Annotated in this window: 26 protein-coding genes and 1 riboswitch; of the genes, 14 read left to right on the top strand and 12 right to left on the bottom strand. The window is 60.7% G+C overall.

Annotation, left to right across the window (positions count from 1 at the left end):
* Positions 1 to 29: 29 nt before the first annotated feature.
* Positions 30 to 1,121, bottom strand: coding sequence for a recombinase RecA (recA, locus tag GSF67_RS08545; protein WP_006314063.1), 1,092 nt, complete (start codon positions 1,119 to 1,121; stop codon positions 30 to 32).
* A 246-nt stretch (positions 1,122 to 1,367) separates the two neighbouring features.
* On the opposite strand from recA, the gene GSF67_RS08550 reads away from it, so the two are divergent.
* Positions 1,368 to 2,309, top strand: a complete 942-nt coding sequence (locus GSF67_RS08550; RefSeq protein WP_006314062.1) for a carbohydrate kinase family protein — start codon at positions 1,368 to 1,370, stop codon at positions 2,307 to 2,309.
* A 28-nt stretch (positions 2,310 to 2,337) separates the two neighbouring features.
* On the top strand, positions 2,338 to 3,261 hold the full coding sequence (locus GSF67_RS08555; protein ID WP_006314061.1) for a pseudouridine-5'-phosphate glycosidase: 924 nt from the start codon (positions 2,338 to 2,340) through the stop codon (positions 3,259 to 3,261).
* Between the two features lie 282 nt (positions 3,262 to 3,543).
* Here GSF67_RS08555 and GSF67_RS08560 read toward each other — a convergent pair whose 3' ends face one another.
* Positions 3,544 to 5,772: an OmpA family protein gene (locus GSF67_RS08560; protein WP_035215939.1), complete on the bottom strand. Its 2,229-nt coding sequence runs from the start codon at positions 5,770 to 5,772 to the stop codon at positions 3,544 to 3,546.
* Positions 5,773 to 6,117: 345 nt separating this feature from the next.
* On the opposite strand from GSF67_RS08560, the gene GSF67_RS08565 reads away from it, so the two are divergent.
* The 5 genes from GSF67_RS08565 to GSF67_RS08585 all read left to right on the top strand — a co-directional run bounded on the left by GSF67_RS08565 (position 6,118) and on the right by GSF67_RS08585 (position 9,979).
* Complete coding sequence (locus GSF67_RS08565; RefSeq protein ID WP_006314058.1) at positions 6,118 to 6,891, top strand: ABC transporter substrate-binding protein; 774 nt, start codon at positions 6,118 to 6,120, stop codon at positions 6,889 to 6,891.
* 112 nt (positions 6,892 to 7,003) lie between these two features.
* The gene (locus GSF67_RS08570; RefSeq protein WP_006314057.1) at positions 7,004 to 7,807 is read left to right on the top strand and encodes an ABC transporter permease; all 804 of its coding nucleotides are present in this window, start codon (positions 7,004 to 7,006) and stop codon (positions 7,805 to 7,807) included.
* Positions 7,804 to 8,634, top strand: a complete 831-nt coding sequence (locus GSF67_RS08575) for an ABC transporter permease (protein WP_006314056.1) — start codon at positions 7,804 to 7,806, stop codon at positions 8,632 to 8,634. Before GSF67_RS08570 ends, GSF67_RS08575 begins: the two co-directional genes overlap by 4 nt.
* Positions 8,635 to 8,803: 169 nt before the next feature.
* Entirely contained in the window at positions 8,804 to 9,070 is a 267-nt protein-coding gene (locus GSF67_RS08580; protein WP_003516070.1) for an usg protein, read from the top strand.
* A gap of 84 nt (positions 9,071 to 9,154) precedes the next feature.
* Positions 9,155 to 9,979 (top strand): class I SAM-dependent methyltransferase, encoded by an 825-nt coding sequence (locus GSF67_RS08585; protein ID WP_006314054.1) that lies wholly within the window; start codon positions 9,155 to 9,157, stop codon positions 9,977 to 9,979.
* A 139-nt stretch (positions 9,980 to 10,118) separates the two neighbouring features.
* On the opposite strand, the gene GSF67_RS08590 is transcribed toward GSF67_RS08585, so the two are convergent.
* The 4 genes from GSF67_RS08590 to GSF67_RS08605 form a co-directional block, all read right to left on the bottom strand.
* Positions 10,119 to 11,084, bottom strand: coding sequence for an aliphatic sulfonate ABC transporter substrate-binding protein (locus GSF67_RS08590; protein WP_035215936.1), 966 nt, complete (start codon positions 11,082 to 11,084; stop codon positions 10,119 to 10,121).
* Between the two features lie 284 nt (positions 11,085 to 11,368).
* A complete protein-coding gene (locus GSF67_RS08595) occupies positions 11,369 to 11,857 on the bottom strand; it encodes an Lrp/AsnC family transcriptional regulator (protein ID WP_003507846.1) in 489 nt (162 codons plus the stop codon).
* A gap of 70 nt (positions 11,858 to 11,927) precedes the next feature.
* Positions 11,928 to 12,581 (bottom strand): uracil-DNA glycosylase family protein, encoded by a 654-nt coding sequence (locus GSF67_RS08600; RefSeq protein WP_176072022.1) that lies wholly within the window; start codon positions 12,579 to 12,581, stop codon positions 11,928 to 11,930.
* Complete coding sequence (locus GSF67_RS08605; RefSeq protein WP_035215837.1) at positions 12,574 to 13,167, bottom strand: thermonuclease family protein; 594 nt, start codon at positions 13,165 to 13,167, stop codon at positions 12,574 to 12,576. Before GSF67_RS08605 ends, GSF67_RS08600 begins: the two co-directional genes overlap by 8 nt.
* A gap of 107 nt (positions 13,168 to 13,274) precedes the next feature.
* On the opposite strand from GSF67_RS08605, the gene pdhS2 reads away from it, so the two are divergent.
* Positions 13,275 to 14,810, top strand: coding sequence for a two-component system sensor histidine kinase PdhS2 (gene pdhS2 / locus GSF67_RS08610; protein WP_006314029.1), 1,536 nt, complete (start codon positions 13,275 to 13,277; stop codon positions 14,808 to 14,810).
* Between the two features lie 13 nt (positions 14,811 to 14,823).
* Here pdhS2 and GSF67_RS08615 read toward each other — a convergent pair whose 3' ends face one another.
* Together GSF67_RS08615 and cobT are read right to left on the bottom strand one after the other, a co-directional pair.
* The gene (locus GSF67_RS08615; protein WP_006314027.1) at positions 14,824 to 15,228 is read right to left on the bottom strand and encodes a diacylglycerol kinase; all 405 of its coding nucleotides are present in this window, start codon (positions 15,226 to 15,228) and stop codon (positions 14,824 to 14,826) included.
* Positions 15,229 to 15,236: 8 nt separating this feature from the next.
* Entirely contained in the window at positions 15,237 to 16,271 is a 1,035-nt protein-coding gene (cobT, locus tag GSF67_RS08620) for a nicotinate-nucleotide--dimethylbenzimidazole phosphoribosyltransferase (RefSeq protein WP_006314026.1), read from the bottom strand.
* A 152-nt stretch (positions 16,272 to 16,423) separates the two neighbouring features.
* On the opposite strand from cobT, the gene GSF67_RS08625 reads away from it, so the two are divergent.
* From GSF67_RS08625 to ribB, 4 genes are all read left to right on the top strand, one after another.
* On the top strand, positions 16,424 to 17,209 hold the full coding sequence (locus GSF67_RS08625; RefSeq protein ID WP_035215933.1) for an adenosylcobinamide-GDP ribazoletransferase: 786 nt from the start codon (positions 16,424 to 16,426) through the stop codon (positions 17,207 to 17,209).
* 19 nt (positions 17,210 to 17,228) lie between these two features.
* Positions 17,229 to 17,420, top strand: coding sequence for a DUF1289 domain-containing protein (locus tag GSF67_RS08630; RefSeq protein ID WP_006314023.1), 192 nt, complete (start codon positions 17,229 to 17,231; stop codon positions 17,418 to 17,420).
* On the top strand, positions 17,417 to 18,124 hold the full coding sequence (locus GSF67_RS08635) for a TIGR02281 family clan AA aspartic protease (protein ID WP_006314021.1): 708 nt from the start codon (positions 17,417 to 17,419) through the stop codon (positions 18,122 to 18,124). The genes GSF67_RS08630 and GSF67_RS08635 overlap by 4 nt, the downstream gene beginning before the upstream one ends.
* A 161-nt stretch (positions 18,125 to 18,285) precedes the next feature.
* A riboswitch (FMN riboswitch) is annotated at positions 18,286 to 18,436 on the top strand.
* A gap of 120 nt (positions 18,437 to 18,556) precedes the next feature.
* Positions 18,557 to 19,198 (top strand): 3,4-dihydroxy-2-butanone-4-phosphate synthase, encoded by a 642-nt coding sequence (gene ribB / locus GSF67_RS08640; protein WP_006314017.1) that lies wholly within the window; start codon positions 18,557 to 18,559, stop codon positions 19,196 to 19,198.
* A gap of 313 nt (positions 19,199 to 19,511) precedes the next feature.
* Here ribB and GSF67_RS08645 read toward each other — a convergent pair whose 3' ends face one another.
* The 4 genes from GSF67_RS08645 to GSF67_RS08660 all read right to left on the bottom strand — a co-directional run bounded on the left by GSF67_RS08645 (position 19,512) and on the right by GSF67_RS08660 (position 23,955).
* Complete coding sequence (locus GSF67_RS08645) at positions 19,512 to 20,300, bottom strand: SDR family oxidoreductase (RefSeq protein ID WP_006314013.1); 789 nt, start codon at positions 20,298 to 20,300, stop codon at positions 19,512 to 19,514.
* 14 nt (positions 20,301 to 20,314) lie between these two features.
* Positions 20,315 to 21,793 carry a sugar ABC transporter ATP-binding protein gene (locus GSF67_RS08650; RefSeq protein WP_006314011.1) on the bottom strand — a complete coding sequence of 493 codons (1,479 nt, stop codon included), beginning with the start codon at positions 21,791 to 21,793 and terminating at the stop codon, positions 20,315 to 20,317.
* Between the two features lie 119 nt (positions 21,794 to 21,912).
* On the bottom strand, positions 21,913 to 22,842 hold the full coding sequence (locus GSF67_RS08655; protein WP_006314010.1) for a sugar ABC transporter substrate-binding protein: 930 nt from the start codon (positions 22,840 to 22,842) through the stop codon (positions 21,913 to 21,915).
* Between the two features lie 132 nt (positions 22,843 to 22,974).
* On the bottom strand, positions 22,975 to 23,955 hold the full coding sequence (locus GSF67_RS08660; protein ID WP_006314009.1) for an ABC transporter permease: 981 nt from the start codon (positions 23,953 to 23,955) through the stop codon (positions 22,975 to 22,977).
* Positions 23,956 to 24,395: 440 nt separating this feature from the next.
* Here GSF67_RS08660 and GSF67_RS08665 point away from each other — a divergent pair, with 440 nt between their 5' ends.
* Both GSF67_RS08665 and GSF67_RS08670 read left to right on the top strand, forming a co-directional pair.
* Complete coding sequence (locus GSF67_RS08665; protein ID WP_006314008.1) at positions 24,396 to 25,205, top strand: transketolase; 810 nt, start codon at positions 24,396 to 24,398, stop codon at positions 25,203 to 25,205.
* The gene (locus GSF67_RS08670) at positions 25,205 to 26,161 is read left to right on the top strand and encodes a transketolase family protein (protein WP_006314007.1); all 957 of its coding nucleotides are present in this window, start codon (positions 25,205 to 25,207) and stop codon (positions 26,159 to 26,161) included. The genes GSF67_RS08665 and GSF67_RS08670 overlap by 1 nt, the downstream gene beginning before the upstream one ends.
* Positions 26,162 to 26,192 lie beyond the last annotated feature (31 nt).

Raw genomic sequence — 26,192 nt, forward strand, 5'->3', positions numbered from 1 at the left:
CATTGATGCCCGGACCTTCGTGGTATCTATCAGCCCTCGTCGCTGCCGTCGTCGCCTTCACCGGCGTCCGGGCCACCATTCTGCAGGAAGCGGTCGGCAATCAGACCGGCATTCTGGCGCAACGCCAGTTCGATCTCATTGGCCGTATCCGGATTGTCGCGCAGGAAGGTCTTGGCGTTTTCACGCCCCTGCCCCAGACGCTGACTGTTATAGGAGAACCATGCGCCGGACTTCTCGACGATACCGGCCTTCACGCCGAGATCGACCAGCTCACCGGTCTTGGAAACACCTTCGCCATACATGATGTCGAATTCCACTTGCTTGAAGGGCGGTGCCATCTTGTTCTTGACGACCTTGACGCGCGTCTGGTTGCCGACAACCTCTTCGCGCTCCTTGACGGCGCCGATACGGCGGATGTCGAGGCGGACGGACGCATAGAACTTGAGAGCGTTACCGCCCGTCGTCGTCTCCGGCGAACCAAACATGACGCCGATCTTCATGCGGATCTGGTTGATGAAGATCACCATGCACTTCGACTTGGAGATCGAGGCGGTCAGCTTGCGCAGCGCCTGGCTCATCAGACGGGCCTGAAGGCCCGGCAGGCTATCGCCCATTTCACCTTCGATTTCCGCCCGCGGCGTCAAGGCCGCAACCGAATCGATGACAAGAACGTCAACCGCGCCGGAACGCACCAGCGTATCGGTGATCTCAAGCGCCTGCTCGCCGGTATCCGGCTGCGAGATCAGAAGGCTCTGCAAATCCACACCGAGCTTGCGGGCATAAACCGGATCGAGCGCGTGTTCGGCGTCCACGAAGGCGCAGATGCCGCCCTTCTTCTGGGCTTCCGCGATCGTCTGCAGCGCAAGCGTCGTTTTACCGGAGCTTTCCGGGCCGTAAATCTCAATGATACGCCCCTTCGGCAAGCCGCCGATGCCGAGCGCGATATCCAGGCTGAGCGAGCCCGTCGAAACGGTTTCCACTTCAACCACATTTTCATTGGAACCGAGCTTCATGATCGATCCCTTGCCGAACGACCGTTCGATCTGGGAGAGCGCCGCTTCCAGTGCCTTGCTTTTATCCACCGATTTATCCTCTACGAGACGCAAAGAATTTTGTGCCATCCGAACCACCTTTAGGTTATTGAAGCCGCACAGGCAACGAAGCAGTATGGAAACGGTATGTACTCTATTTGTTCTCATTTCGCAAGGCTGAGCCAGCATATTGAAAACAAATAACGATAAGTAGTTTGTTCTGCTTTCGTTTTTCCGTGCCCGGCCCATCGCCGCAAACCGGATGCGAGGTCAGGATGACGTCAGTTTAGGCCGAATCGTCCGACTTTTCCATGCGCCAGAGAGGGAAACGCAAGCGTGAAGAAAATACTCGTTCTGGGCGGCGCGCATATCGACAGGCGCGGCATGATCGAGACCGACACGGCGCCCGGTGCCAGCAATCCGGGCTCGTGGATGGAAGAGGCCGGCGGCGGTGGTTTCAACGCCGCGCGCAATCTTTCCCGCCTCGGTTTTGAAGTCCGCATCATCGCCCCGCGCGGCGGCGACGTCACCGGCGAAGTGGTGGCGGAAGCAGCAAGGCAGGCGGGGGTGGAAGACACGCCGTTTACCTTCCTCGACCGCCGCACGCCGAGCTACACCGCCATTCTGGAGCGTGACGGCAATCTGGTGATCGCACTGGCCGACATGGACCTCTACAAGCTCTTTACCCCGCGCCGCCTGAAGGTACGCGCGGTGCGCGAGGCGATTATCGCAAGCGACTTTCTACTCTGCGATGCCAATCTGCCCGAGGATACGCTGACGGCGCTTGGCCTCATTGCCCGCGCCTGCGAAAAGCCGCTCGCCGCCATCGCCATTTCGCCGGCCAAGGCGGTGAAGCTGAAAGCGGCGCTCGGCGATATCGACATCCTCTTCATGAACGAGGCGGAAGCCCGCGCGCTCACCGGCGAAACGGCGGAAAATGTCCGTGACTGGCCAAATATCCTGCGCAAGGCTGGGCTTTCCGGCGGCGTCGTCACCCGCGGCGCAAGCGAAGTCGTGGCCTTCAACGGGACGGAAAAAGCCATCCTCCACCCGCCCCTCATCCGCGAGGTGAAGGATGTCACCGGCGCCGGCGATGCCATGGCCTCCGGTTATCTCGCCGCCATTGCCGAGGGAAAAACAATCAGGGAGGCCCTGAGACAGGGGGCGGCGGCGGCGGCCATTACCGTGCAGTCATCCTTCGCCACCTCCCAGGACCTATCAAAAGACAGTGTCGAAGCCATGTTGGGGCTTGTTCCCCAGGCCGAAATGCTGGCATGAACCGCTTTTAAAAACTGGAACAGATGAAATGACCCGCCCCATCTCCCCGCTCCTGCCCATCGTCTATTCTCAGGAAGTCGCCGCCGCCAAGCAGCGCGGTGCGCCGATCGTCGCGCTCGAATCGACCATCATCACCCACGGCATGCCCTATCCAGGCAATATCGAGATGGCGGAAAGCGTCGAGCAGATCATCCGTGATCAGGGTGCGGTTCCGGCCACCATCGCCGTCATTCACGGCACGCTGCATATCGGCCTTGAGAAAGACCAGCTCGAGGCGCTCGCCCAGACCACCGACGCCATGAAGGTGTCGCGCGCCGATATCGCCTTCGCGATCGCCGAGCGCCGCACGGGTGCCACCACGGTCGCCGCCACGATGATCGCCGCCGCCCGCGCCGGCATCCGCGTTTTCGCCACTGGTGGCATCGGCGGCGTGCACAAGGGCGCGGAAGAAACCTTTGACATCTCCGCCGACCTGACCGAGCTTGCCAAGACAGGCGTGATCGTCGTCTGCGCCGGCGCCAAGGCGATCCTCGACATTCCAAAGACACTCGAGGTTCTCGAAACCAACGGCGTGCCTGTCGTTACCTTCGGCTCCGAAGAATTCCCGGCTTTCTGGTCGCGCTCCTCCGGCCTGGCCAGCCCACTCTCGCTCAACAGCCCGGCAGCAATCGCCAATTTCCAGGCGACCCGCGAACAGCTCGGCATCGATGGCGGCATGCTGGTGGCCAACCCCGTGCCGGAAGAAGACGAAATTCCGCGCGAGGAGATGGAGATCTACATCAACCGCGCCATCTCCCATGCAGAACGCGACGAAGTCACCGGCAAGGCGGTCACGCCTTACCTGCTCGGCGATATTTTCCGCCTGACGGATGGCAGGAGCCTCGAGACCAACATCGCACTGGTACGCAACAATGCGCAGCTGGCTGCGGAAATCGCCGTGGCGTTGAGCTGAGGCCATGCCTGCCCTCTTCGTTCCGTTCGACAGCAGAGCGGCTTCGTCAAAATAAAGAAGAGCCGCGAGCTTTTGACTTCCCGGACGTGGGAGGTCGCAAACTTCCCCTCCGTCATGCTCGGGCCTGTCCCGAGCATCTGCGACGCCTCGCCCGGTGAGACGTGATTGGATCCTCGGGACGAGCCCGAGGATGACCTCGAGTTGCAGGAAAGACCCGTCACCGACAACAAAAAGGCCCGGACAGCTTGCGCTTCCGGGCCTTCTTTTTCTTCCAGAACCCAATCAGTTCTGCGCGATCGGCTTCACCAGCGGCGTCACGCGGCGGATGGTGACGCGGCGGTTCTGCTGTTCCGGACCCAGCGTCTGGACCTTCAGGTAACGCTCGCCATAACCCTGCGTCGCGAGGTTTTCCGGCGGAATGCCATAAACGTCGGTCAGCACATTGGCGACGGAGGCGGCGCGTTCATCGGAAAGCACCAGGTTGCTTTCATCCGAACCGACGGCATCGGTGTGGCCTTCGATCAGGAAGGTTTCCGCCGGGTTCTTTTGCAGCGCCTTGTTGATCGCGTCGGCCACCTTGCGCAGCGAACGGGCCTGCGCCATCGGAATGTCGGCGCTGCCAGTGGCGAAAGTGATCGTATCGAGGTCGATACGGCGCACCTTGTCGCGAATACGGGCCGAATAACGCACTTCATCCAGCGAGTAGACACGCTCCACCGGCTCGACCGGCGGCTGCTCCAGGAAGCGATAATAATCGCGATCCGGATCGCTCGATGTGTCGATGATGTAGTCCGTCACGGGGATGCGCAGGCGCATCGGCGGCAGGTCGAGACCCGGATCGCGATAGACGTAATCACGATCGGGATCATCCATCAGTTCCGGTGCGTAGAACAATACGTATTCACGACCGCGATCGTCGATGCGCGAGCGCTGCATCACATCGCCGTAACGGTTGCGGATCGTCACTACCTGCGTGCCATCGCGACGTTCCACGGTTTCGCGGACGCGACCGCCCGGCAAGCGCTCGTAATAGGGCTCGCCGCCATCGCGGATGAAGCGCTGATTGTCATCGCCACGCACCACGACACGGTCGCCGAACTGCAGGATGATCGGCGCATCCATGTCCCGGTCGCGCGGGCGGCCTTCGCGCGGCTGCCATTCCCGCACGCCGTCAGGCCGCTCATATTGCGGACGACGGTCGATGCGCTCGCCCTGCTGGGAGGTGATCGCCTCCAGCTTGACGGGTGGCGGCGGGGCCTTGCCCTCGGCGGCACCGGCGCGCTGTGCCTCGGCATCGGAGGTCGGGACCTTGACGTCTCCGGCCTGCTCGCGCTCGCGACGACGTTCCTCGCGGGTCTGGCGGTTGCCGGAGCGTTCCACTTCCTTGTCGCTGTCGAGAACGGCAGCACCCTTGTCAACCGGCAGGATGACGGTGTCGGCGGTCTTGGACGGGTCCTTGGCGATTGCCTTGGCCTTATCAAGTTCTTCCTTCGTCGTCGGCGGTGCTTCCGTCTGCGGAACGGCGACCTGACTGGGCACGGCTTCGCCAGCCGGAGCCTGTCCGGTCGTTGCACCGCTCGGCGGCGGCGTGGGGGCACCGGGAAGCGGCGCTGCGGGTTCGGACTTCACCGGCGGCTGTTCGGAAGGCTGCCGGCCGGGTGCAGGGTTGGGCTGTGCTTCGGGAGCCGGCGGACGCGCGGGCGTCGGTGCTTCGGTCGGAACCGGTGCTTCCTTTGCGGCGGGCTCGGGGGCTGCCGGCTTTTTCTCCGGAACGGGTTTTTCAGCCGGCTCGGCTTTTTGTTCCGGGGCCTTTTCCTCTACCTGCGGCTTCTTCGAGGGTGCCGGTTCGCGCGACTTGGCGGGCTGCTCGGCATTTTCCGGACGTGCGGCGGGCTGCTGTTCGGCAGCGGGTTCCTTCTCCTTGCGGGGACGCTCCGGGCGCTGCTCGCCTTCGCCGGCCGGCTGTTCCGCTTTTTGAGGCTTGCGCGGACGTTCCTGCGGCTGCTGTTCGGCAGGCGCTGCTTCAGGTGCTGCTTCCCGCTGGCGTGCCGGGCGCTGTTCGCCCTCGCCCTGAGGCTCCTGTGCCCGTTCGGGTTTGCGCGGACGCTCCTGCGGCTGTTCGGCAGGTGCCGGCGCCGGTTCCGGGCGGGCCTCGCGCTGCTGCGGCTCCGGCGGCGCTTCGCGCTTGGGTTCAGGGCGAGGTTCGGCAGGAGCCGCCTCACGCTTGGGCTCCGGTTCGCGCTGCGGCTCAGGCGCGCGTTCCTCACGTTTCGGCTCGGCCTGCGGCTGTGCCTCTTCTGCCTGCTTGCGCTTCTTGCGCAGCTCTTCTTCGGGGTTTTCCGCTGCCGGTTCCGCCTGCGCCAAGATCACCTGGCCGGGAAGTGTCTGGGAGATCGGCGCCTGTGCGCGGGCTGCGCCGGCAAAGCCCGCGGCTGCTGGCTCAACCGCGATCGCGAGAGACATGAGCGGAAAAACCACCCCGGTCAGCAATGTGTTTTTTTTCTTCAGCATCAGTGCTTCCTCATCTGCCGTCATTTATGGGTCGCAAATTATGCGACATCGTGGGCCCGGCTTGGCACGCAGGCGCTGTTCAACGCCTTACACACGCTCCGGTTCCCATGATGACCAAAGCCTTCTGTACCGGAAATGAACAGATCAAGGCCTTTTCGTGGAAGCTCTGCGGCACAAACGCGACCCCTAATATTGCAGTTGCATTTTTTGACCAACCGGATGAATAATCTGATCCGCGCTGAAGGCCACAGGCGGTATCCCCCGTTCTGCCGCGCCCAGCGCCCATGGCATCCGCACTGAAAACAACAACAGACAGCGGATGAACGACCAACAGAGAGGATCGAAATGCCTATTTCCACCCGTCTGCTCGCAGCCGTATCGATTGCCGCCATCTCGCTGTTGTCAGGCGCAGCCCTTGCGCAGGACAAGATCGTCATCGGCACCGAAGGCGCCTACCCGCCCTTCAACAATCTCGAAGCCGACGGCACGCTGACCGGCTTCGACATCGACATCGCCAAGGCGCTGTGCGAACAAATGAAGGCCGAATGCACCTTCGTCACCAATGACTGGGACGGCATCATCCCCGCCCTGCAGGCCAAGAAGTTCGACGCCATCATCGCGTCCATGTCGATCACGCCGGAACGCCTCCAGAAGGTCGATTTCTCCAAGAAATATTACAACACCCCGCCGGCAATCGCCGTGCCGAAGGATTCGCCGATCAAGTCCATCGACGATTTGAAGGGCAAGTCGCTCGGCGCGCAGGGTTCCACCACACACTCCAACTATGCCGAAAAGCATTTCCCGGATGCCGACGTGAAGATGTATCCGACCGCCGACGAATATAAGCTCGACATCGCCAATGGCCGCATCGACGCCGTCATCGACGATATCGTCGTGCTGTCGGAGTGGCTGAAGACCGACGCCGGCAAGTGCTGCAAGATCCTGACGCCGCTCAAGGTCGATCCCGAGATCAACGGCAATGGCGCAGGCATTGCCGTGCGCAAGGGCGACACGGCGCTGGCCGACAAGTTCACGGCCGCAATCGCCGGTATTCGCGCCAGCGGCAAGTATCAGGAGATCAACAAAAAATACTTCGATTTCGACGTTTACGGCGATTAAGCCGGTTCGATCTGTTGAAATCTCGTGGCGGAAGGCTTGCCCTTCCGCCATTTTTGTTTGAAAACGTCACTATAACAATCACGGCGGCTTAAGACCGCAGGGGAAAACTGGCATGAGCGGAGCATTTTCCGCCATAGGTGCGTTCTGGACCTATGTCTCGACACTTCTCGATCCCTTCTGTGGACCGGTCGGTCTCTTCTCGCTTTTCGGAAACGGCACTCTGGTCGCCTGCGGCGATGCGGGCTGGGGCGATGAAATCGCCTTCGGCGTCAAGGTCACGATCTCGCTGGCGCTCGCCACCCTGCCCGTCGGTCTGCTGATCGGCTTCTTCATCGCGCTTGCCGCCCAATCCGAGGAAAAATCGCTGCGGCTGGCTGCCGGCATCTACACCACGATCTTCCGCGGCCTGCCGGAACTGCTGACGCTCTTCATCGTCTATTACGGCGTCCAGATGCTGCTGCAATCGGTGGCCGGTTATGTCGGTTTCAGCGGCCCCGTCGAAATCAATGCCTTCGTGGCCGGCATGCTGGCCCTCTCGGTGGTGTTTTCGTCCTATGCGTCGGAAGTGCTGCTGTCCGCCTTCAAGGCCATACCGAAGGGGCAATACGAGGCGGGTGACGCGCTTGGTCTTTCCCGCAGCCGCACCATGGTGCTCATCATCATTCCGCAGCTTGTCCGGATCGCCCTGCCCGGCATGACCAATCTCTGGGTGATCCTCCTGAAGGACACGTCCTACGTCTCGATCATCGGCCTTGCCGATATCATCCGCCAGACGGGCATTGCCGCCCGCGTCAGCAAGGAAGCCTTCTTCTTCTACGGCATTGCCTGCCTGCTTTATCTCATTCTCGCGCTCATCTCGTCGGTCGGCATCGGTTTCATCGACCGCTGGTCTCGCAAATCGGAGGCCAGACGATGAGCCACATCCAGGAACTCATTCCGCCGCGGCCCGCCCCCGTTGTCGCCGACAAGCCGCTCAATCTTTCCCGCGTCGTCGGCATTGCCGTCATCACGCTTTGGCTGCTGCTCGCCGCCGGGCTGATCTTCGCCATGATCGAAGGCTGGGACTGGGATAAATTCCAACGTTATGGCCCTCGTTACGTCGATGGCCTCATCACCACCATCACGCTGGTCGGCAGCTCAATCATTCTCGGCGCAATCCTGTCCGTGCCGATTGCCTTTGCCCGCATGTCGGAAAACCGCGTCATCGGCGCGTTCGCTTATGCCTATGTCTATGTGTTCCGCAGCACGCCGCTTTTGGCGCAGCTTTTCCTGATCTATTACGGCCTCGGCAGCTTCCGCCCGGCGCTGGAGGCCGTCGATCTGTGGTGGTTCTTCCGCGAAGCCTGGTATTGCGGCCTCCTGTCGCTGACGCTCAATACCGCCGCCTATCAGGCCGAAATCCTGCGCGGCGCCATCCGGAGCGTGCCGCGCGGCCAGCATGAGGGGGCCGCCTCCCTCGGCATTTCGAAATTCATCACCTTCCGCAAGGTCATCCTGCCGCAGGCGCTGATCGTGGCACTGCGTCCCTATGGCAACGAGATCATCCTGATGATCAAAGGCTCGGCAGTCGTTTCCATCGTCACGGTCTTCGACCTGATGGGACAGACCCGTTACGCCTTTTCCCGCACCTTCGACTATCAGGCCTATCTCTGGGCCGCGATCTTCTACCTGACGATCGTCGAGACGCTGCGGCATATCTGGGCGTGGCTGGAAGCGCGTCTGACACGACACCTCAAGCGCTGAACGGCAACGTTGGCAGCACTCATCAACGGAGGCTGCCAACGTTTTGAAAAATATAACAAATTTGTGACGGGTCCGTGCCTTTGGCAAGCTTGGATTAACCCTGTCGTGTTCCCATGTCAGATACAGCGGCAATGCTGTGATCGCAATCATGAATACGGGAACCGCCGTCATGAACAAGGAAATGGAAATGATGCTGAGAGGCTACGGCCTCACCACCGCGCAAATATTCTATCGCATGCCGGACCATCCACTGGTTCTCCAGACCTATGTCTGGCAGGACTATGATCTCGCCCCGGACTTCCCCGAAATGCATGGTTTCCTCAAATTCTGGCAGGAAAAGCTCGACGGTCCCCTGCATTCCGTCCGCTACGTGCACCGACAGGTGATCTCCGCGCAGGAATGGCGCGCGCTGAAGGGAGAGTTCATCCTCCACTGATGCATCTGGCCACATAAACATTGCGCCCGCCACCGTTGCGGCTTACAGCAAACGTCAACTGATGACGCTGACGGATACTGCACGATGACGAAAAACCAGAAGATCGACGAAGAGGCGCTTGCCGAGGCCTATAACCGCGCGTTGGCGCTCGAAAAGGCCGGCGATGTGGATGCAGCGGTGAAGGCCTATGAGGAAGTTCTGGCCATCGACCCGGACGATCACGGCGGCGCGGCCGTGCGCATCGCAGCCATGGGGCGCGGCGAACAGCCGTCAAAGGCGCCAGACGCTTACGTCGAAACCCTGTTCGACCAGCATGCCGAAGCCTTCGAGGATATTCTTGTCGAGCAGCTGGGTTACGCCGTGCCGATGATGGTGCGCCAGCGGCTGCAGACACTGAACCTTGGTCCTTTCAAGCGCCTGCTCGATCTCGGCTGCGGCACCGGTCTGACCGGTGAGGCACTTCGCGATATGGCCGACGACATCACCGGCATCGACATTTCCGAAAACATGGTCGAGATCGCCCATGAGAAGGACCTCTACGAGACGCTCTACGTCGCCGAAGCCGAGGATTTTCTCGAGGACAATGACGACGAGCCCTTCGACATCATCACCGCCACCGATGTGCTGCCCTATCTCGGCGCGCTGGAACCGCTGTTCTTCGGCGCCGCCGAAAATCTCAATGCCGGCGGCCTGCTGATCTTCTCCTCGGAAACCCTGCCTGAAGACATCATGGCCGGACGTCCCTATATGGTCGGCCCGCACCAGCGTTTCGCCCATGCCGAAACCTATGTGCGGGACCGGCTGGCCGCCACCGGTTTTGAGGTCATCGAAGTCACCGACATCAACGTGCGCATGCAGGACGGCAATCCGACGCCCGGCCATCTGGTGATTGCGAAACTCAAGGGCTGAGGTAACTGCGTCTTTCTTCTCCCCGCCGGGGAGAAGAAACAAGCGGCATCCAATCGCCTCACATTTAACACCAACGGCCTGAATCAACCTCTCAACAACATCCGCCAGCCAGCTGAAGAGATTCAGCTTTCAGGCACCATCAGCTCGCCTTCGGCCGCCAGACGATATCCGTCACCTTGAGTTTCTTCGGCACGATCTTCAGATCGTAAAATTCGTCGGCCAGCGCCTGCTGGTAAGCGATGGCTTCATCCGGAACCAGCGACACCCGCCCGAGATCGGCGCCCGGCCGTGTCAGCGAAACCCTGGTGACGTCCTCCGGAACACCGGTGATCGCCGCCAGAGACTTTGCGGTCGCATCGATATTGGCCTGCGCCTTGGCGCCGACATTTGCGAGTTCCTTCAGGATCAGCGGCACGAGATCGGGATTGGCCTCGACGAAATCGCCATTGGCGAGAAAATAGCTCCAGGGATCGACGATGCCCTCGGCGGTGGAAAGAACCCGCGTCGTCGGCTCTTTTTCCGCCACGGCAAAATAGGGATCCCAGATCGACCAGGCATCGATGCTGCCGCTGCGGAAGGCGGCGGCGGCATCCGGAGGCGCAAGATCAACCGGCGTGATGTCGCTCAACGTCAACCCCGCCTTTCGCAGCGCCTTAACGGTGACATTATGGGCGCTGGAGCCGCGCTTGAAGGCGACCTTCTTGCCTTTCAGGTCTTCCAGCGTCTTCAGCGGCGAGTCCTTCTGCACGAGGATGGCCGATCCGCCGGCCGCTGCCTTGTAGGTGCCGACGTAACGCAGATTGCCACCGGCGGCCTGTGCGAAAAGCGGTGGCACATCGCCGGTCGGCCCGATATCCAGCGCACCTGCGCCCAGCGCTTCGAGAAGCGGTGGCCCCGAGGAAAACTCCGACCATTTGACCTCGATGCCGCGATCCTTCAACAGCGCTTCCAGCGCCCCCTGGCTTTTTGCCAGCGCGATCACGCCATTCTTCTGCCAGCCGATCCGCAATGTGGTCGTTGCAGCCCCAGCCCGGCGGATATGCGGCAGGAACACCGCCCCCGTCGCACCTGCAAGCAGTCCCAATGTTCCGCGTCGTGTGATCATATCGATATCCCTCGCTGTTGCCATCATCAGATATTTAAAGCGTAGATATTCGAGAGATTTTATCAAATTCCCATGTTGCGCGGAGACGGCGCAGAGAGAATTGAATGTGCGAATTTGCCCGATAGGGCGGAATAAGATTGTCGTGCCTTGGCCGTGCATACCGGATGGACCTTCGGACAGGACTAGCTGACGGTCCAGACCGCCGGAGAAAGGCAATCCCCAAATAAAAACGCCCTCCCCGGCGGCGGGAAAGGGCATCGTTCAAAGACAGGATGGACGGCGGATCACTCTTCGCCGGATTTGGGATTATCCAGCAGCATATAATCGAGCGGCAGTTCCGTCGTATATTTGATCTGTTCCATCGCGAAGGCGGAGGATACGTCGCGAATTTCGATCTTGGCGATCATCCGCTTGTAGAAGGCGTCATAGGCCGCGATATCAGGCACGACGACGCGCAGCAGATAATCGACATCACCGCTCATGCGATAGAACTCCACGACCTCAGGAAACTCGGAAACCACTTCCGAGAAACGCTTCAGCCATTCAATGGAATGCGAGGCGGTGCGGATGGAGACGAAAACCGTGACCTTGGTGTTGACCTTGACCGGATCGAGCAACGCCACACGCCGGCGGATAACGCCGTCTTCCTCCATCTTCTGGATACGCCGCCAACAGGGCGTCGTGGAAAGGCCGACCTTTTTCGCCAGATCGGCAACAGCCAGCGTGGAATCCTCTTGCAGAATGCGCAAAATCTTACGGTCTAGGCGATCCAATGCGTCTACCCTCCTGAATTAATTTCCTTTCAATACACTAATTTCTGCAAAAAAACAGAAAATTGTTTCACTAAATCCGCATTTCCACATGTTGTCGCAGAACCGGAAGCAGCTCCTCCGTGAACCACGGGTTCTTTTTCAGCCACCCCGTGTTGCGCCAGCTTGGATGCGGCAGGGGCAAAATGCCGGGGCCGGAATTGGCATGGAGGTAGCTGCGCCAGTTCTCGACCGTTTCGGTCATGGTTTTGTGGCGCCTCTCACCGAGGTGAAAAGCCTGCGCATATTGGCCAACTGCGAGGATCAGCTCCACGTGCGGCATCGCCGTCATCACCCGCTCACGCCATAAAGGCGCGCATTCCCGCCGTGGCGGCAGATCGCTGCCCTTGTCGTCATAACCGGGAAAACAGAACCCCATGGGTACGATGGCGAAACGCTCAGGGTCGTAAAACGTCTCCCGGTCGACACCGAGCCATTGCCGCAGCCTGTCGCCCGAGGCATCGTTGAAGGGTATGCCGGTTTCGTGCACACGCAGCCCCGGTGCCTGCCCGGCGATCAGAATCCTAGCCTTGGTCGAGATCACAACCACCGGCCGCGGTTCATGCGGCAGGCGATTGGCCATTCCCTTCAGCGGCGCGTCACGGCAGAGACGACAGCGGGCGATCTCGCCGCGCAGGCAATCCAGCCCGTCATCCCGCAACCGCGGGGATCGCTCCGCCTCAGCCATGATCCCACCCGAGAACATGGCGGATGACGGTCAAAAAGCCCGCCGCTGGCGTTTCCAGATCCGCTGCCCGGTGCTCACGACGCCACTCGGAGGGCTTTTCGAATTCTCCCGCCCAGATACCCCGCTCCTCCCGCCGTGCCCTCGCCTGCTCGGCGGAAAACTGGAAATAACCTGATGCGACGGCAAACCCCGCCGAGACCATTTCCGAGGACACATCCTTGCCATCCACCGTGCAATAAACGAGCTGTCGCCCGTAACGGTCCCTCGAGCTGCCGGAACAGGAAAAATCCCGTGCCGTCACCAGCCGTTGCAGCGCTCCGCGCGCCTCTACCCCGCACGGCCAGCTCTCACCACCGCGCAGACATGTCTGCGCAAGCTCCGGCGCATCGATCCCGAGCAGCCGGAAACGTTCGTCGCCCTTGGAAAGCGTATCGCCATCGATCACGAAAAAACGGCCGACATGGGTCTCGCTGTTGATCTGGTCGAGCTTGGCGGCAATGAGAATACCGAGAAAAACCGTGGCGAGAAAAAGCCCGCCATCGCGCATTGCCGAAAAACGCCCGCGCCTGCCTCCATTTCGTCTCATGTCACAACAAACCCTTGTCAGAAATGGCAAACAAATCCTTTCACGGCAGCATCTTCTTAAGATTTTGGGCGTAGCCTGCAAGGGTTCATGTCACCTGCGTTGTAACAATGAGTAAAAGCGTCAGCACGTCCACCGACAAGATCATCGTCGACCGATCGAAGAAACACCGCAACAAGGCGGTTTTCGACACGGTGAAGACGACGCGTGAACGCCTGCAGCAGGGTGCCGGCGGAAACGAAGCCTATGAACGCGAAATGCTGACCATGCACATCGCCGAAGCCCTGCAGGGCGCGATGATCATGCCGCTTTTCATCGTGCTTGCCTCCATCATCGGCCTTTACATAACCGGCGATATCAGCCTGATCATCTGGTCGCTGATTGCGCTGAGTTTTCACGCCATGTCGCTGGTGCTGGCGAAACGGGCCGCCAAACAGGCGATCACCGACGACAATCTCCAGCATTGGAAAAACCTCTTTCTCGGCATGCAGATCCTCATCGGCTGCGCCTGGGCCATGTTCGCACTGGCCGAACCGGTGCGCAACGACCCGACGCTCGTTCTTTTCTTCAAGGGATCGACGCTGCTGATCGCCCTTTCGCTGACCGCCATGGCCAATTTCATGCTGCGGCGGGCAACCTTCATGACCTTTCTGCCAGTGCTGGCGGCGCTGTGCATAACCTCGGCGATTTCGCGCGATCCCTTCGATGTCGGTCTGGCGCTGATGTTCGGCATGGCGATCCTCTTCTGTCATCGCATCACCAGCCGGCTTTACCAGACCAGCATCAAGCTCCTGTCCTCTCAGACGGAAAAGGACGACCTGATCGCCGAACTCGAGGTCGCCAATTCCGTGTCCGACGAAGCGCGGCGACGTGCTGAAGAGGCCAATCTGGCGAAATCGCGTTTTCTCGCCTCCATGTCGCACGAGCTGCGCACGCCGCTCAACGCCATTCTCGGCTTTTCCGAGGTCATGTCGTCAGAGGTGCTCGGTCCGCTCAACAACCCGCTCTACAAGGAATATTCCGGCGATATCCACCGCTCCGGCCAGCATCTGCTCGATCTCATCAACGAAATCCTCGACCTCTCACGCATCGAGGCCGGCCGCTACGATCTCAACGAGGAATCCATCTCCATGCTGGAAATCGCCGAGGATTGCATCGGCATGATCCAGCTGCGCGCCCGCGCCAAGAACATCAGGATTTCCCAGCAGTTCGAAGCCAGTCTGCCGCAAGTCTGGGCCGATGAGAAATCCATCCGCCAGGTCATACTCAACCTGCTCTCCAATGCCGTGAAATTCACCCCGCAGGGCGGCGAGATTCTCGTGAAGGCGGGCTGGACGGCGGGCGGTGGGCAATATGTGTCGATCAGGGATAACGGCCCCGGCATTCCGGAAGATGAAATCCCCGTGGTGCTCTCGGCCTTCGGCCAGGGATCGATCGCGATCAAGAGCGCGGAACAGGGAACGGGCCTTGGCCTGCCCATCGTTCAGGCCATTCTCGCCAAGCACGACGGCCAGTTCATCCTGAAATCGAAGTTGCGCGAAGGCACCGAAGGCATCGCCATCCTGCCGGCAAAACGCGTTCTGCAAAGCCTGCCGGCGGTGGAAGAAACTCACGCCATCCAGCCGCGCCGGCGGTCTTTCGCCTAGAGCGCACCAAAGCTCAGAAGAACAGCGTCGTCACCAGCGAATACAGCACGAAAAATCCGTTCGCCAGCAACAGACAGAAGACGGCAAAGGAGCCGAGATCCTTGGCATGCCGCCCGACCGATGAAATTTCTGGCGAAATGCGGTCCACCAGCTCCTCGATCGCCGTATTCAGCGCCTCAACCGAAAACAGGAGCAGCATCAACACCGTGAAGACGAGAAGATGCGCGAATGGCGCGCCGACCACCAGAAGCAGGGCGAGTCCCACGCCAAAAGCCAGAACCTCGTGGCGGAACGCCGCTTCCAGCCACAGCCGGCCAAGCCCCTGAACGGAATAACGCGCGGCGGCGAAAAGATGCCGCCAGCCTTTTTCCTTGCGAAAGGCGGGTTCCGGTTGCGGCTTCTGCGGCGTCGCGTCCATCTTTGACCTCAATGCTCGGTGCGCGGGCTGATGCGGGTGTCCACACCCGCCGCCTCGAACGTTGCCATGCCGGAATGGCAAGCGGCAGCGGCCTTGACGATGCCGGCGGCAAGCGCTGCACCTGTGCCTTCACCAAGCCGCATGCCGAGCGCCAGAAGCGGCGTCTTGCCAAGCTTCTCGACGGCGGCGAGATGGCCAGGTTCACCCGAGACGTGGCCGATCAGGCAATGGTCGAGCGCCGAAGAATTGGCCGCCTTCAACAGAGCGGCAGCGGCCGTTGCCACATAACCGTCGATCAGCACGGGAATGCGCTGCACGCGGGCAGCGAGGATCGCGCCGGCAATCGCCGCAATCTCACGTCCGCCGAGGCGGCGCATGATTTCCAGCGGATCGGACAGATGGTCCTTGTGGAACTCCACCGCAGCCTTCACCGCCGCGATCTTGCGGGCCATGACTTCGCCTTCCGAGCCGGTGCCGGGACCGGTCCATTCTTCCGCCGTGCCGCCGTAGAGCGCCAGATTGATGGCGGCGGCAATCGTGGTATTGCCGATGCCCATTTCGCCGACGCAGAGAAGATCGGTACCACCGGCAATCGCCTCCATGCCGAAGGCCATGGTGGCGGCGCAGTCACGCTCCGAAAGCGCCGGCTCGCAGGTGATGTCGCCGGTCGGATAGTCCAGCGCCAGATCGAAGATTTTCAGGCCGAGATCATTGGCAACGCAAATCTGGTTGATGGCAGCACCGCCGGCGGCAAAATTCTCCACCATCTGCTGGGTAACCGATGTCGGATAAGGGGTAACGCCATGCCGGGTGACGCCGTGATTGCCAGCGAAAATCGCCACCAGCGGACGGGTGACGGCGGGCGAACGGCCGGACCACGCGGCCAGCCACATGGCGATCTCTTCCAGACGGCCGAGCGAGCCCGCAGGCTTGGTCAGCTGCGCGTTGCGCTCCTTGGCCGCCACAAGCGCATGCGTATCCGGGCCGGGAAGCTCACGCAACAGCGCGCGAAAATCGTCGAAGGGCAATCCGCTCATGCTCATGGTGTCGGTCTCTTTCGTAGCCGGGTTGGCTGTCGCATCGGCTCATGCGTCCGGAACTTGTGTTTTCCGGCAAATCGGTCTTTGTTGCGCCTCTCATAATCGCGGAAACGCCGCGGAACAACCGGAAATGCATTGACTGCAGCGGAGAGAGCATGAAGGCCGGGGATTTTATAACAGATGTCATGCATTCCGTAGCCTTTCTCAGCCGCCTGCCGGTTCCCTCGCGGTTTTTCGGTGAAGGTGACGGCGCCTCGATGCGCCGCACCGCCCGCGCCTTTCCCGCCGCCGGCCTGCTGATCGCCCTACCCGCCGCTTTTCTGGTGGTGATTTTCGCCACCTTCGATGCATCGCCGCAGCTCACGGGCTGGCTCGCCATCGGCCTGACGGCGCCCATCACGGGCGCATTGCATGAGGACGGGCTGGCCGACATGGCCGACGGTTTCGGCAGCGGCAAGGACAAGGCCCGCATGCTTGAGATCATGAAGGACAGCCGCATCGGCAGCTATGGCACCATCGCCATGGTTCTTTCCTTCGCGCTGCGCGCTACGGCGCTCGCATCGCTGATCGAGACCCTGCCCGGAAAAACTGCCGCCGCCTGCCTGATTGCCACGCTTGTCATGAGCCGCGCCCTGATGGTGTGGCACTGGCAGGCCCTGCCCGCTGCCAAGACATCAGGCATCGCCGCCGGCGCGGGCCAGCCCGGAGAAAGCGACCGCAACATCGCACTGGTGACGGGTTTACTGGTCTTCATCCTCTTCACGCTGCACGCTTTGCCCATCCTGTCGATTGCACTTGTGATGGCGGCAGCCATTTTGGCGACGGTGCTGTTCGGCCGGCTCTGCGACAGGAAGATCGGCGGCCACACCGGCGATACCATCGGCGCCTGCCAGCAGATCACGGAGATCGTTACTCTCGTCGCACTTGCTCTTGCGGCATGACGGCCTGATATAGATCATCATGGAAACACCCTGCATCCATATCTGTCGCCTCGATGTGACCCATAGCCTCTGCATCGGCTGCGGACGCACGCTGGATGAAATCGGCGGCTGGGCAGGTTATAGCGACGAAAAGCGCCGCAGGATCATGCGGGCGCTGCCGCAGAGACTGGCAAATTTGAGCGAGACCGCCAAGGAGACGCATACCGCATGAACAGGCTGACCATCGTGCTCCTTATCCTTGCCGTGGGCCTCGGCCTGCTTCTCATCAATCACGATGGTGGCCGCACGCTCGGCATCGATAATGATCAATTCGCACAGGCTCTCTATCTGGTACCCATAGCCGGCCTCCTGTCGGTCGGCATCCTCGCCGGAAGACGTGGCGGCTTCGGCACCGTCATCCGCCAGCTCGCCGTCTGGCTGGTCATCATCCTCGGCCTCGTCTCGCTCTATCTCTACCGCTACGATCTGCAATCCTTCGGCGACCGGCTGCTGAGCGGCCTGATGCCCGGCCGCGCCGTGGTGGTGACGACGGCTGGCGGCGAACAGGAAATCGTCCTGCACAAATCGATGAGCGGCCATTTCGAGGCGAATGTCGGCGTCAATGGCAAGACCATCCATATGCTCGTCGATACCGGCGCAAGCTCCGTGGTACTCGCCAATGCCGATGCCGCCGAAATCGGTATCGACACGGGCAGTCTGCGCTATACCGTTCCTGTCATGACCGCAAACGGCCGCACGGCAGCCGCCCCCGTAACCCTGTCGGAAATCGGCATCGGCCCGATCATGCGCCGCAACATCCCCGCCCTCGTCGCCCAGGATGGCCAATTGGGCCAGAGCCTGCTCGGCATGAGCTTCCTGTCGACGCTCGGTTCGCTGCAGATGCAGACGGATGAATTGCGGTTGCGGGATCGATAAAACGCAGGCATCAGGGGGCTACGTCCCGGCACTCCGCATTCGTCATCGGCCGCGGAAAGGAAATACCCGGTTTCGGGCACAATCAGAATGTTCTTTTCGCACTGACCGGTCGTCGCAGAGCATTGCCCCTTGATTCCTTCCCATTTGATAATTTATGTTGTGGTTGTTCTCAGGGCGGGGTGCAATTCCCCACCGGCGGTATCGGGATTTGTCCCGGAGCCCGCGAGCGCTTCCGGTCTCCAAAGCCGGAAGGTCAGCAGATCCGGTGAGAGGCCGGAGCCGACGGTATAGTCCGGATGGAAGAGGACAAGGCATAAAGACGCCCGCACTCTGTGGGCTTCGCATTGCATTGTTCGCCCAAGGGATATTTGGCGCTTCTTGAAGCGCGAAAATGCCGCAAACCGGCATAACCCTTGAAAGGCTTGAAATAAAATGACCATTGCTAAAATTGAAGACGCCATCGAAGCCATTTCCCGTGGTGAAATGGTGATTGTGGTTGACGACGAAGACCGCGAAAATGAAGGCGATATCATCGCCGCCTCCGACAGCATCACGCCGCAGCAGATCGCTTTCATGATGAACCATGCGCGCGGGCTGGTGTGCGTTGCCATGCCGGGCGAGCGTCTGGATGCGCTCGACATTCCGCTGATGGTGTCGCGCAACACCGAATCCCTCAAGACGGCCTTCACCGTCTCGGTGGACTATATTCCGGGCACCACGACAGGCATCTCCGCCGCCGACCGGGCAAAGACGGTGCGTGCGCTGGTGTCGGAAGGCTCACGCCCGGAAGATTTCGCCCGTCCCGGCCATATCTTCCCGCTCCGCGCTAATCCGGAAGGCGTTCTCGGCCGCACCGGCCACACGGAAGCAGCCGTAGACCTCTGCCGTCTTGCCGGGAAATTCCCGTCCGGCACCATCTGCGAAGTCGCCAACGATGACGGCACCATGGCCCGCCTGCCCCAGCTCGAAATCTTCGCCGAACGCCACGGCCTGCTCGTCGTGACGATCAAGGACCTCGTTTCCTATCTCAAGGGTGAGGTTGTGGAGGAAATGGTGCAGAAGCAGGTGGCTTGAGCTGCGCAAACCTGTGGTGCGAATACCAAAACGCCCGGCGTAGGCCGGGCGTGAATTTGGAGGCAGACATTACTTTTATGCGACATCGTCCTCAGACTCTACCGCTGCCTCGTTTGGATTTTCATGGAATTTGCTGTCACCTCGAAGTAAGTGGCAAAGGACGCACATCCCCTCGACGTCATCCTCGGCCCTGTGCCGAGGATGACGTCGAATGAAATCAATACGTTGCAGATCCTCGGGACAAGCCCGAGGATGACGGCCGTGAACTTTTCAGACTTCATCAGTCGTTGAAGCTGGGCGACCATGCCAAGCCTTACCAGCAGCAGAACCCGCCATCCACCAAGAGATCCACACCCGTCACAAAACTCGCGGCGTCGGACAGCAGGAAGATCGCCGGTCCCACCATTTCATCGACGCCTGCCATGCGCTGCATCGGCGTCTGCTCTTCGAACAGCTTGGTCTGGTGCACCATTTCAGGCCGCGTGTTCATCGGTGTCGCCGTGTAGCCCGGCGAGATGGTGTTGACGCGGATGCCGCGACCCACCCATTCCATCGCCATGGATTTCGACATGTGGATGACACCCGCCTTCGAGGCGTTGTAATGGCACTGCATCAGGCCTCGATTGACGATGACGCCGGACATCGACGCGATGTTGACGATGGCACCTCGGCCATTTTTCAGCATGGCGTTGGCTTCGGCCTGGCAGGACAGGAACACGCCCTTCAGGTTGATGTCCATCATCGTCTGGAACTGGCTTTCTTCCATCTCCTCGGCCGGATTGGCATTGGCGATGCCGGCCGCATTGACGGCGAGCGAAAGTGCGCCGAGTTCGGCTTGCGTGCGGGCAACCGCATCCGTCAGCGCCTGCTTGCTGGTAACGTCGGCGGCGATCTGGATCGACTTGCGGCCGGCCCTGGCGATGAAATCGGCCGTCTGCGCCAGACCGTCATCGGTGCGGCGGTCGAGCAGCGCGACATTGGCGCCGGACTGGGCAAGCCCCATGGCGATCCGCTGGCCGATGCCGGATCCAGCACCGGTGACGAGCGCCACCTGACCGGAAAGATCGAACAGTTTCGGGGCGTTAAGGGTGATGGTGGACATCGCTATTTCCTTCTTCAGATGGTTGCCAGTTCCATGACCGAGACGTCGTTTGCCTCGTCGCGGTTAAGGATGCCAGCCTGTTTTCCCTGCGCGAGCACGAGGATACGGTTCGAAACGCCCAGCACCTCTTCCAGATCGGAACTGACGACGATGACGGCCACGCCGTCCTTCGCCAGGCCAACAATGATATCGTAAATGCCTGCCCGCGCACCGACATCGATGCCGCGCGTCGGTTCATCCAGCACCACCACACGCGGATTGCGGGCAAGCCATTTGGCGATGACCACTTTCTGCTGGTTGCCGCCGGAGAGATCGGAGGCCGGCTGTTCGCTACGGCCCTTCACCCCGAATTTGGCGATGGCGTCCCGGGTGAAAGCGCGCTTGATAGCCGGCGTGATCCAGCCCGTGCCCACGCGGTCGAGATTGGCATAGATCAGGTTTTCACCGATCTCGTGTTCCACCACCAGCCCCTGCAATTTGCGGTCTTCCGGCACCATGACGATGCCCTTGGCGATGGCATCCGCCGGGCTTTTCAGCGAAAGCACCTCGCCATCCAGTCGTACTTCACCCGCGCTCGTCGGATCGGCACCGGAGATGGCGCGCACCAATTCCGTTCGTCCCGCGCCGATCAGGCCGGCAATGCCGAGAATTTCACCGGCGCGGACGCCGAAGCTGATGTCGCGAAAGGCATTGGTCGCGCCCGTCAGCCCCTTGACCTCGAGTACCACCTTCTCCTGCGGTTCAGGCAGCGCCGGGAACAGGCGCTCCAGCGAGCGGCCGACCATGCTTTCGACGATGGTGCGTACCGGTGTCGCACTGTCGGCAAATTCATGCACTCGCTCGCCGTCGCGCAACACGATGATACGGTCGGTGATCTGTCTGATCTCTTCCATGCGGTGGGAGATGTAGATGATGCCCACGCCTTCGGCACGCAGCTTGCGCACCTGCTCGAACAGCGCCTGCGTTTCCGCGCCGCCAAGTGCGGCCGTCGGCTCGTCGAGGATGAGGAGTTTGGCGTCGAGCGCGAGCGCCTTGGCGATCTCGATCAGCTGCTGGTTGGCGGTGGAAAGGCCTGCCACCTTGCGCGTTGCGGGGATATGCAGATTGAGGCGCGCCAGCTGCTGCTGGGCTCTCCGCACCATCTCGGCGCGGTCGACAATGCCGTTTTTCATGGGCCATCGGCCGATGAAGACATTCTCAGCGATGGAAAGCTCCGGCAGAAGCTTCAGTTCCTGATGGATGAGGACGATGCCCTTGTCGATCGCCTCGCGCGGCGATGCCGGCTGATACGGCTGCCCAAGCCAGGTCATCTTACCCTCTGAAGGTTCGCGGGAACCGGCGATGATGCCTGACAGCGTGGACTTGCCCGCGCCATTTTCACCCAGCAACGCTACCACTTCGCCCGGATAGACCTCGAGATCGACGGCCTTCAGAACCTCGAGCGGACCATAGCGTTTGCTGATGCCACGGAGCGAAAGAACCGGCTCGCGCATGACGGGACCTCCAGGGACGTAAACGCAGTGGCGATACACCACGGCTTTGTGTCCAAAATTGCCTAAAGACAAACCAATGAATGCCCCGCGCATCCGGTTGGACGCGCGGGGCAGAAGGATCAGGGATGGTTGGCGATGAAGCCTGCGACATTTTCCTTGGTCGTCAGCGTCGCGTCGGAGAGCTGGACGGCCGGAACCTTCTCGCCGCCGACGATCTTGACGGCCATCTCGACAGCCATGCGGCCCATCTTCTGGGTCTGCTGCGTCGCGGTCACGTCGAAGACGCCATTCTTCAGTGCCTCAAGCGCTGCCGTATCGCCATCGAAGCCGCCAACGACGATCTTCTGCGACGGGTTGGCAACCTTGATCGCCTGCGCCGCGCCGAGCGCCAGACCGTCTGCCTGTGCAAAGACGATGGAGACGTCGGGATTGGCCTGCAGCATGTTCTGCATGATCTGGAAGCCTTCATCCTGGCTCCACATGTTGGACCATTGCTCGGCAACGATCTTCACGCCGGAATTGGCCTTGACCGATTCCATGCAGCCCTTCGTGCGGTCGACTTCAGGTGTAGTGCCCTTCTGGCCGTGGATGATGACCATCTTGCCGGCACCACCGGCCTGTTTGATGATGTAATCGCAAACCGACTTGGCGGAAGCGACGGAATCGGTGGCAAGGAAGGTATCGCCCGGCGCGCCATCGGCATTGCGGTCGATGTTGATGACCGGAACGCCGGCAGCTTTCGCAAGCTTCACCGGAACGGTGGCGGCAGCGGCGCCAGCAGGAATATAGATCAGCGCGTCGATATTCTGGGTCAGAAGATCCTGGATCTGGTTGACCTGCGTCGGGCCGTCGCCCTTGGCATCGACAGTAACGACGGCAATGCCGCGCGTCTTGGCTTCGGCTTCGACGGCCTGCTTGATCTGGTTGAAGAAGTTCGCCTGCAGATTGGCGACGGCAAGGCCGATCTTCTTGACTTCGGCGGCGTTGGCCTGGCCGAGCGACAGGGCGAGAAGGGCGGCGGATGTCAGCAGAATGCGTGAAAATTTCATGATTATTCCTCCATTTGTTGATTTTTGACCCTCGGGCAGATCGAACCTCCTCCCCTCCGGTCGTTTTTCACGCCTCCCGTATCGGGAGGGTCGTTTATTGCGCGGACGGCTCATCCCCGTCCGCAGGCAAATTCAGCTTCTGCGACGGCGCAGCGTTTCAGCACCCACGGCCAGCACGATGACGACACCGATGATGACCTGCTGAAGAAAGGGAGAGACGTTGAGCAGGTTGAGGCCGTTGCGCAGCACGCCGATGATCAGCACGCCGATCATCGTTCCGCCGATGCCGCCAGCACCGCCCGAAAGCGAGGTTCCGCCGATCACAACGGCCGCAATCGTATCCAGCTCGTAGCCGAAACCGCTGGAGGGCTGTACTGAGTCGAGACGTGCGGCAAGAACGATGCCCGCCAGACCGGCCAGAACCGCACAGGCGACATATACACAGATCGTCACCAGCGGCACGTTGATGCCGGCAAGACGCGCCACTTCCGGATTGCCACCCACCGCATAGACTGTGCGGCCTTCGGAGCGGAAACGCAGGAAAAGCCAGGCAACAAGTACCACGACCAGCATCAGCAACACGGTTGCCGTCAACACGCCGAAATGGCGCTCAATCGCCAGCATCATGAACCAGTCGGGAAACCCGACGATCTGCTGGCCATCGGTAATCATATTGGCAAGACCGCGAGCGACCGACATCATCGCCAGTGTCGCGATAAAGGCCGGGACCCGGAAAGCGGTAACGAGAATCCCGACCACAAGACCGCAGGCGGCAGAGGCGATCAGCGCCAGCACGATGGCCATGCCCATCGGCATGCCGGCGACATTGGCCGTCCAGCCCATGATCATCATCGACAACGCCAGAACCGAACCGACCGAAAGATCGATACCGCCGAGCAGGATCACGAAGGTCATGCCAACGGCCATGATGCCGAGCACGGTAATCTGGTCGAGAATGTTCAGGCCGTTTCGAAGCGACAGGAAGTTTTCGCTGGTGAAAGTCAGAAACACACACAGCAGCAACAGGCCCAAAAGAGGTCCGGTCGCACCGCTTAACCAGGCAAGCGGGCTTTTGGTGTGCGTGACCCCCTCATTGCGTTCAAGCGCGGACATGGCTCCTCCCGATGACTGTCTTGCATTTTTTAAACCGATTAGAATAATTATTCATCATCGGTGAAACATGCATAAGCCAGTTTTGAGAAGCTTGTCAATAGGGCGTTAACCGCAAGGCCGTGAGGGAACGAAGACTGGAGGCTCTTGATATTTGCCTCTCCCTCATTCCTGTGTTCGGCACAGGAATCCAGTCAACGCGCGTCTGGGCGGTAAAAAAAAAGCTCTTCAAGCCCAAGGACCTGGGCTGACTGGAATCTTTTGACAAGCACAGGAATGAGGGCTGCGCGGGCAATTACCGCTTGAGATCTTACACCATCTCTATGAGCACTTGTGCGGCCCCAGACAGAACAATTCACGATTCCGGCTTGACAGAAACGCCATCTCTGCAATTATATAAATAGCTGTATAAATATTCACACGCATGTTTTGAAGAGGATTCCATGCAGTCCCAGGAGCTAGAGCGCATTGCGCGCCAGATTCGCCTTCGCGACGTACAGGCTGTTTTTGAAGCGGGTGCGGGCCATGTCGGCGGCGAAATGTCGGCCATCGACATCATGACGGCCCTTTATTTCCGCGTCCTGCGCATCTGGCCGAATGATCCGAAGAACCCTGCCCGCGACCGTTTCGTACTTTCCAAGGGCCACACAGCCTGCGCGCTTTACGTGACGCTGGCCAAGCGCGGTTTCATTCCGGAAGAGGAAATCTCGACCTTCCTGCAGCCGAATTCGCGCCTCAATGGCCATCCGAACTGCAACAAGGTGCCGGGCGTCGAAACCAATACCGGCCCGCTCGGCCACGGGCTTCCAGTCGCCGTCGGCATGGCCACGGCGGCCAAGCTTTCCGGCGCGGATTACCACACCTACGTGATGACCGGCGACGGCGAGATGCAGGAAGGCTCCAACTGGGAAGCCATCATGTCGGCGGCGCAATTCAAGCTGAACAATCTGACGCTGGTCATCGACCACAACCGTTTCCAGCAGGGCGCCGCCATTGCCGACACCAACGATGTCGCGCCGCTTCGCCCCAAGCTTGAGGCTTTCGGCTGGGAAGTGACTGAAATCAACGGCAACGCCATGGCGGAAGTCGTTCCGGCGCTGGAGCATCGCGGCGATCGCCCGCATTGCATCGTCGCCCACACCAACAAGGGTCACGGCATTTCCTTCATGCAGGACCGCGTCGACTGGCATCACAAGGTTCCGAGCAAGGAACAATACGAGATTGCCGTCAAAGAACTTTCGGAGGCATTGTAATGAACGCGCCCGTAACCGCCGCCAAACTGTATGATTGCCGCGACGCCTTCGCCGAAACGCTGGAAGCGCTGGCCGCCGCCAATGACAAGGTCGTCGCCGTCTGCAACGATTCGGTCGGCTCCTCGAAGCTCGGCGGCTTCAAATCGAAATTCCCCGAGCGCCTCGTCAATGTCGGTATCGCCGAACAGAACATGGTCGGCGTCGGCGCCGGTCTCGCCAATGGCGGGCAATTGCCCTTCGTCTGCGGCGCGTCCTGCTTCCTCACCGGCCGTGCGCTGGAGCAGATCAAGGCTGACCTTGCCTATTCCAACGCCAATGTGAAGCTGATCGGCATATCCTCAGGCATGGCCTATGGCGAACTCGGCCCGACGCATCACTCCATCGAGGATTTCGCCTGGACCCGCGTTCTGCCAAATCTGCCGGTCATCGCCCCCTGCGACCGCATCGAGACGGCAGCCGCCGTCAAATGGGCAGCGGACTATGCCGGCCCTTGCTTCCTGCGTCTGTCACGCGTCGGCGTGCCGGATCTTCTGCCGGAAGGCCACGTCTTCGAACTCGGCCGCGCCAATCTTCTGCGTGAGGGTTCCGACCTGACGCTGATCGCCAACGGCACGCTGACGCACCGCATCGTCAAGGCCGCCGATATTCTGTTGAGCCGCGGCATCAAGGCGCGCGTTCTGAACATGGCGACCGTTCGCCCCATCGATGAAGCGGCCATTATCGCTGCGGCGAAGGAAACCGGCGCAATCCTGACGGCCGAAGAACATTCGATCTTCGGCGGCCTGGGTTCGGCCATCGCGGAAGTCGTGGTCGACCATTCGCCCGTGCCAATGAAACGCCTCGGCGTTCCCGGTGTCTTCGCCCATACCGGCTCCGCCGAATGGCTGCTCGATGAGTTCGGCATGGCACCCACAGCCATTGCCGACGCAGCGCAGGCGCTGATCAAGAGAAAATAAAGTCTCCTCCCAGGTCGTCGCGTGTCTCCGG

Origin of the sequence: Agrobacterium sp. CGMCC 11546, from assembly GCF_013365515.1 — a bacterium.
Classification (GTDB): domain Bacteria; phylum Pseudomonadota; class Alphaproteobacteria; order Rhizobiales; family Rhizobiaceae; genus Agrobacterium; species Agrobacterium fabrum.